Raw genomic sequence first — 13,600 nt, 5'->3', positions numbered from 1 at the left:
TTCAGACCGTCAATTCGGCAATGGTTTTTTGGGCAGCCTGATAGTCGGTATCGGCCTGAAGCGCCTCCCAGGTCATGGCCGGGTACTTGGGAATCAGGGCCTCGACCCGTTTGCCGCGCAGCGGATCAACATCCGGACGCCACTTTTCAAGCACCTCACCGACCACCTCCGGCGCATTGCAAACAAGGAGCATGTCGCAACCGGCAGCATAGGCGATGTCGACACGATTCAACATGCCGCCCACGACGCCAGCCCCAGCCATCGACAAATCATCGGTAAAAACCACCCCGTTGAACTTAATGTTATTTCTCAAATAATTTATCCATTTATTTGAAAATACGGCAGTATTACAATCCATGCAGTTGTAAATAACGTGGGCAGCCATGACCCCGTCCAGTGGCAATACGCGGTACGGCGCAATGTCTTCCTGCATCTCTGCAAAGGGACGATCATCGACCGGCAACTCAAGATGAGAGTCGGGAATGACGTAGCCATGTCCCGGAAAATGCTTGCCACAGCTTCCCATACCAGCCTTGCCCAGACCTTCACCGAGGGCGGCGGCAAGTGCCATGACGGCAGCCGGCAGGCGATGGAAGGCGCGGTCACCGATAACCCGCGACGGACCGTAGTCGAGATCGAGAACTGGCGTAAAGGAGTAATCGACGCCACGGGCACGCAATTCCGCGGCCAGCACAAAGCCAACCTGGCGGGCAGCGGCAAGCGCGGCTTCAGGCTGCTCATCCCACAACTTGCCGAGCTTCGCCATCGCTGGCAGGCGGGTAAATCCTTCACGGAAGCGTTGTACCCTGCCCCCTTCGTGGTCGACGGCAATCAATAGCGCCGGTGTGCGCAGGGCGTGAATTTCAGCGGTCAGCGCCGTCAACTGCACCGGATCGGTATAGTTGCGCGAAAACAGGATGATCCCGCCAACCAGCGGATGGCAGAGCCGTTCCCGATCAAGGGGGGTCAGTTCGGTACCAGCAATGTCGATCATCAGCGGGCCAAGCGGCAAATGCATCATGCGTGCTCCAGAATGACATAGGCGACGGCATATTCGGCTTCGTCGCTGAGCGAAAGATGGGCGGACAGTTTTTTGCTGTCGAGCAGTTCTGCCAACGGGCCGTGAAAGACCAGAAAGGGCTTGCCCATCAAGTCATGGCCAACTTCGAGCGCCGTCAGCGTGGCCGGCGGCCGGACGCCAGTCCCGAGCGCCTTGCTGAAGGCCTCCTTGGCGGCAAAACGCTTGGCCAGAAAACGCCCTTTGTCGGCAACCAGTGAAAACTCCGAGATTTCCTGCGGCGTCAGCAGTTTTTCCAGGGCTTTGTCGCCATGGCGCTCCCACATGCCACGCAGGCGGGCAACGGCGACAATATCAGTGCCAATGCCGTAGATCATTCTGGTGAATTCGCCGTTTCGCGCATCAGGGCCTTCATCTCGCGAACAGCCTCGCGCAGGCCAACGAAAATAGCCCGACTGATGATGGCGTGGCCGATGTGAAGCTCGCGAATACCGGCCAGACGGGCAATCGGCTGGACATTGTAGTAATTCAGCGCATGCCCGGCGTTGAAGCGCATGCCGAGTTGGCGAGCCGCCTGCCCGGCCTGACGGATCTTGGCGATTTCAGCCAGCACGGCGGGCGCTTCAGCATCACGCCCTTTATCGTAAAAAGCATGGGCATACGGCCCGGTGTGGATTTCACATACGCGGGCGCCAATCCGTGCAGCCGCCTCGATTTGCGCGACTTCGGCATCGATGAAGACGCTGGTCACGATGCCGGCATCGGCCAGACGCGCGATAACGGTCTTTAACCGCGCTTCCTGCGCCAGGATATCGAGACCGCCTTCGGTCGTCACTTCATGACGCCCCTCAGGTACCAGCATGGCCATTTCCGGCTTGAGGTCACAGGCGATACCCACCATTTCATCCGTCGCGCCCATTTCGAGATTGAGTTTGATTTGGGTCGATTCGCGCAAACGCCGGACATCGGCGTCCTGAATGTGGCGGCGGTCTTCGCGCAAATGCACGGTAATGCCATCGGCCCCACCGAGATGGGCTTCGACAGCCCCCCAGACGGGATCGGGTTCGTACGTCCGGCGGGCCTGGCGAATCGTCGCCACGTGGTCGATGTTGACGCCTAGTTCGATCATAGCTCTTGCAACTCCTTGAATATCTTGCGTGTTTCCAGTTCTTTTCCAGCCAGGTAATAGGCCATCAAGGTCCGCATCAGCGCCTTGCTTTCAAAGCGCGAACGTGGATCGGAAAAATCCTCTGCCTCGAGATCGAGCAAGGTCTTGCCAATGATCACCTGGGTCGCCGCCGCGTCGTGCTCAAGTCGCACCGGCCCCTGCTCCATGCGGTAAGTGTAAAACGCTTCAGCCAGGATCGGTTTGCCGGCACTGTCGTGATTGAGGGTCAGACCGTAGCCGAGTTCCTGCAGGAGGGCTTTCTCAAAGCAACGCAGATCGGCCTCGCGGACTTTGCCCGTCGGGTCGGCAGCCAGCCGGGACAGCATCTGGGCATAGTGGGCGAACAACCGCTCATGGGCATCTTCGCGCGGCAACAGGTGCATCAGGAGTTCGTTGAGGTAATAGCCGCAGAACAGGGCTTGGCCGGCGAGCAAAGGCTGCCCGCCCTGCCATTCGGCTTTCATCAAGGTCAGCACTTCGCCCTTGCCGGCCCAGCCGATTTCGATCGGCTGAAAGGCCATGAGCAACCCCCGGATGGCCGAGCGCGGCCGGCGGGCGCCGCGCGCCAGAAGCGCCATGCGGCCAAAATCACGGGAAAACACTTCGACGATGAGGCTGGTTTCCCGAAAGGGATAACTGTGCAGAACGTAAGCCGGCTGGCCGTCGACTTTGCTGCGCAGGTTCATTCGTAACCGAGGCTCTTCAGCAGGCGCTCGTCATCGTTCCAGCCCGACTTCACCTTGACCCAGATTTCAAGATAAACCTTACCATCGAACAGGCGCTCCATATCCTGGCGTGCTTCGCTGGCGATGCGCTTGAGCTGCTCACCCCCCTTGCCGATAACGATAGCCTTGTGGCCTTCACGATCGACGACGATGGCTGCAAAAATACGGCGCAGGTCGCCTTCGGTTTCAAACTTCTCGATTTCGACGGCCGTCGCATACGGTAGTTCGTCGCCGAGCAGGCGAAAGACCTTCTCGCGAATGTATTCGGAGGCGAGAAAACGCTCGCTCTTGTCGGTCAGGTCGTCTTCCGGGAACATCAGGCCTTCGTTCGGCAGATGCTTGCTGGCCTCCTTGAGCAGGTCGTCGGTCTGCCGGCCCTTGGCGGCACTGATCGGGATGATCGCGGCGTAGTCGTGATCGGCGGCAACCATTGCCAGGAAAGCCATCAACGCGCCCCGGTCCTTGTGCAGATCAGTCTTGTTGACGACCAGAATGACCGGCCGGTCCTTCGGCAGCAGCCGAACGACAGCCTGGTCCTTGGCATCGTAGCGCCCGGCCTCGACGACGAAAATGACAACGTCTACATCGCTCAGGGTTTGCGTTACGCCGCGATTCATCGCGCGGTTCAGGGCATTCGAGTACTTGGTCTGAAAACCAGGGGTATCGACAAAAACAAACTGGGCATCATCCTTGGTCAGGATGCCGGTAATCCGGTGACGCGTCGTCTGGGCCTTGCGCGAAACGATGCTGATCTTTTCGCCAATCAGCTTGTTGAGCAGAGTCGATTTGCCGACGTTGGGACGACCGACGATGGCGATGTAACCGGAACGGTATTTTTTCATGCGGTGAGTTCTTTCAGTGCCTTGTCGGCAGCAACCTGTTCGGCAATACGCCGGCTTGAGCCCTGACCGATGGTACGCAGGGGCGGAGATTCGATCTGGCAAGCCACCTCGAAGCGCTGCTCATGTGCAGCGCCGGTGGCTTCCAGCAGTTCATAGCGGGGCAACGGCTTCCTGCGCCCCTGCAGCCACTCCTGCAGGCGCGTCTTGGCATCTTTCTGGAACTCGCCAGGCTTCAACTTGGCCAGCAGGGGGGCGTAGAGCTTATCGATAACCGTCTGCGCAGCGAGAAAACCAGCATCGAGATAAATGGCGCCGAATAGTGCTTCCAGCGCATCGGCCAGGATCGATGGACGCAGCGCCCCGCCGCTCTTCAGTTCGCCTTCGCCCAGACGCAGGGCGTCGCCGATATTCAGGCCAAGCGCCAGTTGGTGGAGTGCTTCCTGATTGACCAGATTGGCCCGCAGGCGCGACAGATCACCCTCGGGCAGATCGGGAAAGCGATGGAACAAGGCGGCGGCAATGGCGCAGTCCAAAATGCCATCGCCGAGAAACTCAAGGCGCTCATTGTTCGGGACACCGAAGCTGCGATGGGTCAGCGCGGTCCGAAGGAGAAGCGGGTCGGAAAACGTATGGCCAAGTTGTCGGGCGACAGACAATGCGGTCATTGCTTATCCCGCAGACGACCCCTTGTAGTCGATCAGTAGGCTGACGTTCCAGAACAGGGGTATACGCTTTTCATAGGAAAACTCGATGACAATCCGGCCGCCATCCTTGGAAATATCGAGTTGGCTGGACGGAAGATCAAGCATATCGATTTCGGCGAATTTTTCGTACGCCTTGCGCACATCGGCCACCGTCGATTCCGGGCCAACCTTGGCCGCAGTTGCCTTGATGTCCTTGACCGCCTTCTGGTAGTCGATGAAGGTGGGTGCCACCTTCAGGATCAGGACGGCAGCCAGAATGATGACAACGCTCCAAAACATCAGCCCGCCCAGGGCAACGCCACGTTGATATTTCATCTTTTCCCCTTACCTGAATGAACCGATCCGGCTGATATCGCTGAAATTCAACCAGATGAAGAATGCCTTCCCGACAATGTTCGCTTCGGGGACGAAACCCCAGGCGCGACTATCCCGGCTGTTGTCGCGATTGTCACCCATCATGAAGTAATGACCATCCGGCACCTTGCACGTCACGCCTGCTGCATTGTAAGTGCAATTCTCGCGGTGCGGAAAGCGGGCTGCATCGGGAATAAAGGCCGGGGCGTCGCCATCGTTAAGAATCCGATGTTCCGTATCACCGAACTGTTCGAGGAACTGCTCGGAATAATAGAGGCGCTCGGGATGCAGATAGTCGGCCATCTTGTGCGTGGGAACGGCTTGCCCGTTAACGCTCAGACGCTTGTTTTGATAGCTGACGGTATCGCCGGGCACACCGACGACACGCTTGATGTAGTCGAGCGAAGGATCTTCCGGGTAGCGGAAAACCATGACATCACCGCGCTGCGGGTCGTTGATGCTGATGATCTTTTTGTTGATCACCGGCAGACGAATACCATAGGTGAATTTGTTGACGAGGATGAAGTCGCCGACCAACAAAGTCGGAATCATCGAGCCGGAAGGAATCTTGAATGGCTCGAAAAGGAAGGAGCGGAGGACGAACACAATCAGGATGACGGGGAAGAAACTGGCACCCCACTCCACCCAAAGCGGCTCGCTGGCGTTCTTGGCGCGCAGCTTCCTGAATTTCAGGACGTCGAGGGCATAGAGGGCACCGGTGACGACCAGCAGCACAAATAGAATCAGGGCAAAGTTCATCGGTATTCTCAGTTATCGACCCGCAGCACAGCCAGGAAGGCTTCCTGCGGAATTTCAACGCTGCCGACCTGCTTCATGCGCTTCTTGCCGGCCTTCTGCTTTTCCAGCAGCTTTTTCTTGCGCGAGATATCACCGCCATAACACTTCGCCAGCACGTCCTTGCGCATCGCCTTGACGTTTTCGCGCGAAATGATGTGCGAGCCGATGGCCGCCTGAATCGCCACATCGTACATCTGGCGCGGAATCAGTTCGCGCATCTTGCTCGCCAGCTGGCGGCCACGATATTGCGCGTTAGTGCGGTGCACGATCAACGACAGGGCGTCGACCTTCTCGCTGTTGATCAGGATGTCGAGTTTGACCACATCGGCCGCACGATATTCCTTGAAGTCGTAGTCAAGCGAGGCGTAGCCCTTCGAACAGGACTTGAGTTTGTCGAAGAAATCCATGACCACTTCGGCCATTGGCATTTCATAGACCACCTTTACCTGGCGACCATGGTAGTGCATGTCGACTTGCGTGCCGCGCTTCTGGTTGCACAGGGTAATGACATTGCCAAGAAAATCCTGCGGCACAAAGATGGTGGCCGTGATGATCGGCTCGCGTACTTCTTCGGTCTTGGTGATATCGGGCAGCTTGGCCGGATTTTCGACCTCGACGATGGAACCGTCGCGCAAGACAACCTGATAGACGACGGTCGGCGCAGTGGTGATCAGATCCTGGTCGAACTCGCGCTCCAGACGTTCCTGGACGATTTCCATGTGCAGCAACCCGAGGAAGCCGCAGCGGAAGCCGAAACCAAGGGCCTGCGAGACTTCCGGCTCGTAATGAAGGGAGGCATCGTTGAGTTTGAGCTTTTCGAGCGATTCGCGCAGCGAGTCGTACTGGTTGGATTCAACAGGGTACAGCCCGGCAAAGACCTGCGGCTTGATTTCCTTGAAACCGGGCAGCGCTGCGGCAGCCTTGGAATCCACGCGGGTGATCGTGTCGCCGACCTTGGCTGCCTGCAGTTCCTTGATACCGGAAATGACGAAGCCCACCTCACCAGCCCGCAAAGCCTCGCGTGACGTCGATTTAGGAGCGAACACGCCAACCTGCTCGCACAGTTGCTGGGCGCCGGTCGCCATGAAGAGCAACTTGTCCTTGGGGCGAAGGATGCCATCGACGACGCGAACCAGCATGACGACGCCGACATAGTTGTCGAACCACGAGTCGATGATCAGCGCCTTGAGTGGCGCATCGGGATCGCCCTTGGGGGGCGGGATGCGGGCGACAACCGCTTCCAGGATATCCTCGACGCCAAGGCCGGTCTTGGCCGACGCCAGAACGGCTTCAGAGGCATCGATACCGATCACGTCCTCGATTTCCTGGCGGGCATTATCGGGGTCGGCCGAGGGCAGGTCGATCTTGTTGAGTACCGGCACGACCTCGACATCAAGCTCAAGTGCGGTGTAGCAGTTGGCCACCGTCTGGGCCTCGACGCCCTGAGAGGCATCGACCACCAGCAAGGCGCCTTCGCAGGCCGACAGGGAGCGGGAAACTTCGTAGGAAAAGTCGACGTGTCCCGGTGTATCGATCAGGTTCAGGTTGTAAACCTTGCCATCGCGCGCCTTGTAGTTGAGCGCTGCAGTCTGTGCCTTGATGGTGATACCGCGCTCACGTTCGATATCCATCGAATCGAGCACCTGCGCTTCCATTTCGCGATCCGACAGGCCGCCGCAGAGGTGAATGATGCGATCGGCCAGCGTTGATTTGCCGTGATCGATGTGCGCGATAATCGAGAAGTTTCTTATATGATCCATTGATGCCAGTAAAAAAGGGCGCTGTCCGGCGCCCCTTCCCTTTTCAGAAGACCCTGAATTTTAGCGGATTCCAGCCAAATATTCACGGGTTTTGGCTTCATCCAGAAAGTAGTGGCACAGTTCCGTCTCGCCATGCAGCAGGACGGGAACCAACTCATCGTACTTGGCTTCAAGAACAGGGTCGGCATCAACGTCCACAACCGTTACCGAGAAACCAAATTCGTCAGCCAGCGGCTTGAGCGCCACCTCCATATCGTGACAGAGGTGGCAGTAGCCGCGGCTCATCAGGGTCAGGTCAATTGCCATTGAGACCCTTGATGGTGATGAAGGTCTGCATTTCGCCGCGCCGGATCAGCAATGTCACATTGCTGCCCTTCTCGAACTGGGCGAGCAACTTGTTGAATTGATCGACGGATTTGACTTCGGTAGTCGCTCCCTTGCTGATGACGGCAATGATGATGTCGCCCGGCCGCAGTTCGGTGCGCGCACCAGCACCGCGAACATCCTCGATGAGCAAGCCGCCATTCATTTTGAGTTCGCGTTTCTGATCGGCCGTCAATTCGCTGACCACCAGACCGAGACGATTGGCCGCCTGTTCAGGCCCTTTCCCGTTGCGTTGCGGCTTGGCAACGGCCTGCTTTTCATCGGGAACCTCGCCAATGACCACAGCGATTTCGCGGTTTGCTCCCTTGCGCCACAGCTGAATCGTGGAGCGCGTTCCAGGCCGCGTGATGCCCACCATGCGGGGAAGGTCGGCGGAGTTATTGATGGTCTTTCCGTCAAACTTGAGGATGACGTCGCCCGCCTCAATACCCGCCTTTTCGGCCGGGCCACCCTTTTCCACGGAATTCACCACCGCGCCCATCGGCTTGCCCAGACCGAGCGATTCGGCAAGTTCCTTGCTGACTTCCTGGATGACAACACCAAGGCGTCCCCGGCTGACCTTGCCCGACGCCCGCAACTGGTTTTGGATTTCCATCGCCACATCAATCGGGATGGCGAATGAAAGCCCCATGTAACCGCCACTCCGGCTATAAATCTGCGAATTGATACCGACCACCTCTCCCCGCATGTTGAACAGCGGACCACCCGAGTTGCCGGGATTGATCGCCACGTCTGTCTGGATGAATGGAACGTAGTTTTCCTGGGGCAAGGAACGGCCTTTCGCCGAAACGATGCCGGCGGTGACCGAATTGTCGAAGCCAAAAGGCGAACCAATGGCCACCACCCATTCACCCACCTTGAGTTGCGCCGGATCGCCTAGTTTGACGACCGGCAGGCCACTCGCCTCGATCTTGATCAGCGCGACATCGGTGCGCTTGTCGGCACCGATAGTCTTGGCTTTGAATTCCCGCTTGTCGGTCAGGCGAACGGTAACTTCGTCGGCCCCGTCGACGACGTGGGCGTTGGTCAAAATGTAGCCATCGCCACTGATGATAAAACCCGACCCCAGCGACTTGTTCTCGAAGTCACGGGGCATGGTGCCACCCGGATTGCGCGGCACGAAACGCTTGAAGAATTCAAAGGCGGGATCGTTCTCATCGAACGGAAAGGGCATCATCTGGGACTGGCCGCGCACGACATGGGTGGTGCTGATATTGACGACGGCAGGCCCCTGTTTTTCAGCCAGTTCGGAAAAATCTGGCAAACCGCGCGTCTGGGCAAGAACCAGAGAACTAATGAAGAAAATGGTGATAAAGGCGATCAGGCGCTTCATGGACAACATTACCTCCGTATTCGATCAGGAACGGGAAACAATATGTGGGCGTTCAGCGAGATTTCCAGTGTGGTCGCGTGAGCGGCGCGCGGCATAGATAAAGGCGACGGTCAGCCCGATTCCGGCCCCGAGAATGGCGCTCAAGTCGCCTCCGAACGAAGCACCCAATGCCGCCCCGCCAATTGCCGCGACCAACGGCAGAACATAGGCCAGATTTGCGCTGCGCCTGAGGTTGCCAGCGGCGATGGCGACCGTCACGCGGTCGCCGACATTGGCCCCGATGGTATTTTCAACATCGTAGGTTTTTGCCCCGCCACAAAACATCTGGGTCAGATGCTGGCCACCGCAGCCCCCCTCCTCATGGCAGCGTCCGCAGCCACCCGATTCGACCTCGACATGGGCGTGCTGGCCGTCAAGAGTACGTACGATTGCTTGAATGGTGGTTTGTTCTGTACTCATGGTTACCAACGTTTGTCTGATGTCGTGTCGAGCAAGGGGCGCAGCTTTGCCGCTACTGCCTCGCGAGCCCGAAAGATTCGGGAGCGCACGGTGCCAATGGGGCAATCCATGATGCCGGCAATTTCTTCATAGGACATGCCATCAATCTCGCGCAACACAATGGCGGTGCGCAACTCCTCCGGCAAGGCATCCATCGCCGCGTTGATCGTCTGGCCAATCTGTTTCGTCAAAAGCAGACTTTCAGGCGTGTTGATGTCACGAAGTTGTGAAGCATCGTCAAAGCTCTCGGCCTCGTCGTTGTCAAACTCCGTCGTGGTCGGCGCCCGCCGTCCCTGCGAAACCAGATAATTCTTGGCCGTATTGATACCAATGCGGTACAGCCAGGTATAAAAGGCGCTATCACCCCGGAACGATGGCAAAGCACGATAAGCCTTGATAAAGGCCTCCTGGCAGACATCCTCGACCTCTGCCGAATCGCGAATGAAACGCGACAGCAATCTCCCCAGCTTGCGCTGGTATTTGCTTACCAATTGGTCGAAGGCGTGCTTATCTCCGCCTTGCGCCCGCTCGACCAGTACTTGATCGATCTCGCGCTCACTCATGGCTCTGGTTTTCCCTGGGGGGTTGATTGTTGCTTTCTTTATGGCACAAGTATAGCGCAGCCTATTTTTGCCAGCAGATAGGTATTTATCCCTAATTGTGACTATCTGTAACCGGATGAATCGTTTTCTGCATGCTATATTTGCCCCAAAACAACTCCTACAGAGAACAGCGTGCAGAAATTCGATGTCCTAATCATCGGCAGTGGCCTGGCCGGCCAGTCGGCCGCTTTGCGCCTGGCGTCGTCCGCTTGCCAGGTCGTGCTGGTCAGCAAGCGCAGCCTTGAAGACTCCGCATCAGGCTGGGCACAGGGTGGCATTGCCGCAGTCCTCGACAGCAAAGACTCGATTGAGGCGCACATTCAGGACACGCTGATTGCCGGAGCCTGGCTGAATGATGAAGCGGCAACCCGCTTTGTTGTCGAAAACGGGCGGCATGCCATCGAATGGCTGATCGATCAAGGCGTACCGTTTACCAAGGACGACCTCGGCTACCACCTGACCCGCGAGGGCGGTCATAGCGCCCGTCGAGTGATCCATGTGGCCGATGCAACAGGCAGCGCGGTGCAGGATACGCTGACGAAAAAAGTCCGGGCTAACCCCAACATTACGGTCCTTGAAGACCATATCGCCATCGACCTGATTACCGGCGACCGACTGGGTACCGGGGAAAAGCGCTGTTTTGGTGCCTATGTCCTGAATAATCGCGACGGTGAAGTGGAAACCATCGGAGCGGCCAATACACTGCTGGCGACCGGCGGCGCCGGCAAGGTCTATCTCTACACGACAAATCCCGACACCTCGACCGGCGACGGCATTGCCATGGCCTATCGGGCCGGTTGCCGGGTATCCAACATGGAATTCATTCAATTTCATCCGACCTGCCTCTACCACCCGCAGGCCAAGTCGTTTCTGATCTCGGAAGCGGTACGCGGCGAAGGTGGCCTGCTCCGTCTCCCGGATGGCACACGCTTCATGCCTGAACACGATGATCGGGCCGAACTGGCACCGCGTGACATCGTCGCCCGCGCCATTGACTTCGAGATGAAGAAGCGTGGCCTGGACTGTGTTTTCCTCGATATTTCCCACAAGGGCGAGGACTTCATCCGTAATCATTTTCCCAATATTCATGCCCGCTGCCTCGAACTCGGCATCGACATCGCACAGGAACCCATCCCAGTGGTCCCGGCTGCCCACTACACCTGTGGCGGCATTGTCAGCGACTTGCATGGACGGACCGATGTGGCCGGGCTCTACGTGGCTGGAGAGGCCTCTTGTACCGGGCTGCACGGTGCCAATCGCCTGGCTTCAAACTCCCTGCTTGAATGTCTGGTGTTTGCCGAAGCGGTCGTCAAGGACATTCTGGCGAAGGAAGACACCCCAATCCCCGCCTTGCCGCTGTGGGACGAAAGCCGGGTCACCGATGCCGATGAAGAAGTGGTGATTTCCCACAACTGGGACGAACTGCGCCGATTCATGTGGGACTACGTCGGCATTGTCCGCACCACCAAGCGCCTGAAGCGGGCAAAGCATCGCATTGGCCTGTTGATGCGCGAAATCGAAGAGTTTTATGCCAACTTCAGGGTCAGCCATGACCTCATTGAGTTGCGCAACCTCGTTGTCACGGCCGATTTGATCGTGCGCTGTGCCATGCAGCGCAAGGAAAGCCGTGGCCTGCACTTTTCCCGGGATTTTCCGGAAACGGTCAGCAAGGCAAAAAATACCGTGCTCAGGCGGCGGCGTCCGGGCCGCTGAAATTCGCCTGCCAGCGCATGAACATGCGCAGATGCCGGAAATCAGCCTGGCTGACGCTGTCAATGCTCGCCAACAAGGTGTCGGTACGCCCCTCAGCTGTGCGCAGGCGAATAACGGTCAGGCATGGATGAATGGTCGCGCCCGGCTCCGGGCAAACCAGAGCAAAATCGTGCTGACCGGCACGCGCCATCAATATATCGCCATTGCGCTCGAGACGGATGGCCTTGATGGTGGGAGCCAGGGCTCGCCAGGCCAGGGTCGCCAAAATCAGGATTGCCGCAATAAGCCCTGCGCAGATCAGAGCTGATGTCTGATAAGCCAGGCTGGAGACGACTGCCAGCATGACGATCAGACACAGGATGACATCCAGAATGCGCGAACGGTTCAGTCCGATGGTGATCGGAAACTGCACCGTTCGTTTTCCTGCTGAACCGACTTAGACGCGCTTGAAAACCAGCGAGCCGTTGGTACCGCCGAAGCCGAAGTTGTTCTTCAGACCGTATTCAATATTCATCGGCCGTGCCACATTGGCACAGTAATCGAGATCACATTCCGGATCCTGATTGAAAATATTGATGGTCGGCGGCGAGATCTGGTGATGAATCGCCAGCACCGTGAACAAAGATTCGATACCACCGGCGCCACCGAGCAGATGGCCAGTCATCGACTTGGTCGAATTGACCACCAGCTTGTAGGCGTGATCACCGAAGGCTGCCTTCACGGCATCCGACTCATTCTTGTCGCCGAGCGGCGTCGAGGTGCCGTGGGCATTCAGGTACTGCACGTCGGAAGGCTGGATACCGGCATTCTTCAGGGCATTGACCATCGAGCGGCGCGGACCGTCCATGTTTGGCGCGGTGATGTGATAGGCATCGGCACTCATGCCGTAGCCAACCAACTCGGCATAGATCTTCGCACCGCGAGCCTTGGCGTGTTCGTACTCTTCGAGCACCAGAACGCCACCACCCTCGCCCAGCACGAAACCATCACGGTCCTTGTCCCAGGGCCGGCTGGCTGTTGTCGGATCGTCGTTGCGCGTAGACAGCGCACGGGCCGCACTGAAGCCGCCCATGCCGAGTGGCGATACGGTCGACTCAGCGCCACCGGCAATCATCACGTCGGCATCACCGTACTCGATGATTCTGGCGGCTTCGCCAATCGAGTGGGTACCCGTGGTGCACGCCGTGACAATGGCCAGGTTCGGGCCCTTGAAACCGTATTCAATCGACAGGTTGCCGGAGATCATGTTGATGATCGAACCGGGGACGAAGAAAGGCGAAACCTTGCGCACACCGCCGGCAATGTATTCGTCCTTGGTTTCCTCGATCAGCGGCAAGCCGCCAATACCGGAACCAATGGCGACACCGACACGCTCGGGATCGGCAGCACCCTCCTTATCCAGACCGGCATCACGCACGGCCTGCATGCCAGCTGCCAGGCCGTAATGGATAAACTTATCCATGCGGCGGGCATCCTTGGCGGAAATGTACTGGGTGATATCAAAATCCTTCACCTCGCCGGCAAACTTGACGGGGAAAGTGGAGGTGTCGAATCGGGTAACTGCAGCGATACCAGAACGGCCGGCAATGATGTTCTGCCAGGCTTCTTCGACGGAATTTCCGACCGGGCTCACGATGCCCAGACCGGTTACAACGACTCTGCGACGCGCCAAGGTGCACTCCGAAAGCAAATGTAGCAAGG

General features: G+C 57.9%; 16 protein-coding genes. 1 reads left to right on the top strand and 15 read right to left on the bottom strand.

Translation table 11 applies throughout. The annotated features are described in order from the left end of the window. Position 1: 1 nt before the first annotated feature. Genes nagZ through rpoE form a run of 13 tightly spaced genes read right to left on the bottom strand, consistent with a single transcriptional unit; the run spans position 2 to position 10,147 of the window. On the bottom strand, positions 2 to 1,021 hold the full coding sequence (gene nagZ / locus HYN24_RS07210; RefSeq protein ID WP_117608617.1) for a beta-N-acetylhexosaminidase: 1,020 nt from the start codon (positions 1,019 to 1,021) through the stop codon (positions 2 to 4). Continuing rightward, positions 1,018 to 1,395, bottom strand: a complete 378-nt coding sequence (gene acpS / locus HYN24_RS07205; RefSeq protein WP_117608616.1) for a holo-ACP synthase — start codon at positions 1,393 to 1,395, stop codon at positions 1,018 to 1,020. The genes nagZ and acpS overlap by 4 nt, the downstream gene beginning before the upstream one ends. Then, entirely contained in the window at positions 1,392 to 2,147 is a 756-nt protein-coding gene (locus HYN24_RS07200; protein WP_117608615.1) for a pyridoxine 5'-phosphate synthase, read from the bottom strand. The genes acpS and HYN24_RS07200 overlap by 4 nt, the downstream gene beginning before the upstream one ends. After that, the gene (recO, locus tag HYN24_RS07195) at positions 2,144 to 2,872 is read right to left on the bottom strand and encodes a DNA repair protein RecO (protein ID WP_117608614.1); all 729 of its coding nucleotides are present in this window, start codon (positions 2,870 to 2,872) and stop codon (positions 2,144 to 2,146) included. The genes HYN24_RS07200 and recO overlap by 4 nt, the downstream gene beginning before the upstream one ends. Continuing rightward, positions 2,869 to 3,753: a GTPase Era gene (era, locus tag HYN24_RS07190; protein WP_117608613.1), complete on the bottom strand. Its 885-nt coding sequence runs from the start codon at positions 3,751 to 3,753 to the stop codon at positions 2,869 to 2,871. The genes recO and era overlap by 4 nt, the downstream gene beginning before the upstream one ends. Beyond that, a complete protein-coding gene (rnc, locus tag HYN24_RS07185) occupies positions 3,750 to 4,418 on the bottom strand; it encodes a ribonuclease III (protein WP_117608612.1) in 669 nt (222 codons plus the stop codon). The genes era and rnc overlap by 4 nt, the downstream gene beginning before the upstream one ends. Positions 4,419 to 4,421: 3 nt before the next feature. Beyond that, positions 4,422 to 4,772 carry a DUF4845 domain-containing protein gene (locus HYN24_RS07180; RefSeq protein ID WP_117608611.1) on the bottom strand — a complete coding sequence of 117 codons (351 nt, stop codon included), beginning with the start codon at positions 4,770 to 4,772 and terminating at the stop codon, positions 4,422 to 4,424. Positions 4,773 to 4,781: 9 nt separating this feature from the next. Beyond that, on the bottom strand, positions 4,782 to 5,570 hold the full coding sequence (gene lepB / locus HYN24_RS07175; RefSeq protein ID WP_117608610.1) for a signal peptidase I: 789 nt from the start codon (positions 5,568 to 5,570) through the stop codon (positions 4,782 to 4,784). Between the two features lie 8 nt (positions 5,571 to 5,578). Next, positions 5,579 to 7,369 carry a translation elongation factor 4 gene (gene lepA / locus HYN24_RS07170; protein ID WP_117608609.1) on the bottom strand — a complete coding sequence of 597 codons (1,791 nt, stop codon included), beginning with the start codon at positions 7,367 to 7,369 and terminating at the stop codon, positions 5,579 to 5,581. A 60-nt stretch (positions 7,370 to 7,429) separates the two neighbouring features. Further along, positions 7,430 to 7,675 (bottom strand): glutaredoxin family protein, encoded by a 246-nt coding sequence (locus HYN24_RS07165; protein ID WP_117608608.1) that lies wholly within the window; start codon positions 7,673 to 7,675, stop codon positions 7,430 to 7,432. Then, a complete protein-coding gene (locus HYN24_RS07160) occupies positions 7,665 to 9,086 on the bottom strand; it encodes a DegQ family serine endoprotease (protein ID WP_117610242.1) in 1,422 nt (473 codons plus the stop codon). Before HYN24_RS07160 ends, HYN24_RS07165 begins: the two co-directional genes overlap by 11 nt. 24 nt (positions 9,087 to 9,110) lie before the next feature. Continuing rightward, on the bottom strand, positions 9,111 to 9,545 hold the full coding sequence (locus HYN24_RS07155; protein ID WP_117608607.1) for a SoxR reducing system RseC family protein: 435 nt from the start codon (positions 9,543 to 9,545) through the stop codon (positions 9,111 to 9,113). A 2-nt stretch (positions 9,546 to 9,547) separates the two neighbouring features. After that, positions 9,548 to 10,147: an RNA polymerase sigma factor RpoE gene (rpoE, locus tag HYN24_RS07150; RefSeq protein WP_117608606.1), complete on the bottom strand. Its 600-nt coding sequence runs from the start codon at positions 10,145 to 10,147 to the stop codon at positions 9,548 to 9,550. Positions 10,148 to 10,318: 171 nt separating this feature from the next. Between rpoE and nadB the strand changes: the two genes are divergently transcribed. Next, entirely contained in the window at positions 10,319 to 11,899 is a 1,581-nt protein-coding gene (gene nadB / locus HYN24_RS07145; RefSeq protein ID WP_117608605.1) for an L-aspartate oxidase, read from the top strand. Here the strand turns inward: nadB and HYN24_RS07140 are convergent. Then, the gene (locus HYN24_RS07140) at positions 11,874 to 12,311 is read right to left on the bottom strand and encodes a protein YgfX (protein WP_117608604.1); all 438 of its coding nucleotides are present in this window, start codon (positions 12,309 to 12,311) and stop codon (positions 11,874 to 11,876) included. The genes nadB and HYN24_RS07140 overlap by 26 nt on opposite strands. Positions 12,312 to 12,335: 24 nt before the next feature. Then, the gene (fabF, locus tag HYN24_RS07135; RefSeq protein WP_117608603.1) at positions 12,336 to 13,571 is read right to left on the bottom strand and encodes a beta-ketoacyl-ACP synthase II; all 1,236 of its coding nucleotides are present in this window, start codon (positions 13,569 to 13,571) and stop codon (positions 12,336 to 12,338) included. Positions 13,572 to 13,600: the final 29 nt, after the last annotated feature.

This window comes from Dechloromonas sp. HYN0024 (assembly GCF_003441615.1).
Lineage (GTDB): Bacteria > Pseudomonadota > Gammaproteobacteria > Burkholderiales > Rhodocyclaceae > Azonexus.
The sequence above is the reverse complement of the archived record's forward strand: the minus strand, read 5'-3'. Positions and strand labels throughout refer to the sequence as shown.

Bases quoted from the DNA above. Each gene is read 5' to 3' on its own strand.
- acpS (WP_117608616.1), bottom strand. From the start codon at position 1,395: ATGATCTACGGCATTGGCACTGATATTGTCGCCGTTGCCCGCCTGCGT.
- rnc (WP_117608612.1), bottom strand. From the start codon at position 4,418: ATGACCGCATTGTCTGTCGCCCGACAACTTGGCCATACGTTTTCCGAC.
- lepB (WP_117608610.1), bottom strand. From the start codon at position 5,570: ATGAACTTTGCCCTGATTCTATTTGTGCTGCTGGTCGTCACCGGTGCC.
- rpoE (WP_117608606.1), bottom strand. From the start codon at position 10,147: ATGAGTGAGCGCGAGATCGATCAAGTACTGGTCGAGCGGGCGCAAGGC.
- HYN24_RS07155 (WP_117608607.1), bottom strand. From the start codon at position 9,545: ATGAGTACAGAACAAACCACCATTCAAGCAATCGTACGTACTCTTGAC.
- HYN24_RS07165 (WP_117608608.1), bottom strand. From the start codon at position 7,675: ATGGCAATTGACCTGACCCTGATGAGCCGCGGCTACTGCCACCTCTGT.
- era (WP_117608613.1), bottom strand. From the start codon at position 3,753: ATGAAAAAATACCGTTCCGGTTACATCGCCATCGTCGGTCGTCCCAAC.
- nagZ (WP_117608617.1), bottom strand. From the start codon at position 1,021: ATGATGCATTTGCCGCTTGGCCCGCTGATGATCGACATTGCTGGTACC.
- recO (WP_117608614.1), bottom strand. From the start codon at position 2,872: ATGAACCTGCGCAGCAAAGTCGACGGCCAGCCGGCTTACGTTCTGCAC.
- lepA (WP_117608609.1), bottom strand. From the start codon at position 7,369: ATGGATCATATAAGAAACTTCTCGATTATCGCGCACATCGATCACGGC.
- HYN24_RS07160 (WP_117610242.1), bottom strand. From the start codon at position 9,086: ATGAAGCGCCTGATCGCCTTTATCACCATTTTCTTCATTAGTTCTCTG.
- HYN24_RS07180 (WP_117608611.1), bottom strand. From the start codon at position 4,772: ATGAAATATCAACGTGGCGTTGCCCTGGGCGGGCTGATGTTTTGGAGC.
- HYN24_RS07200 (WP_117608615.1), bottom strand. From the start codon at position 2,147: ATGATCGAACTAGGCGTCAACATCGACCACGTGGCGACGATTCGCCAG.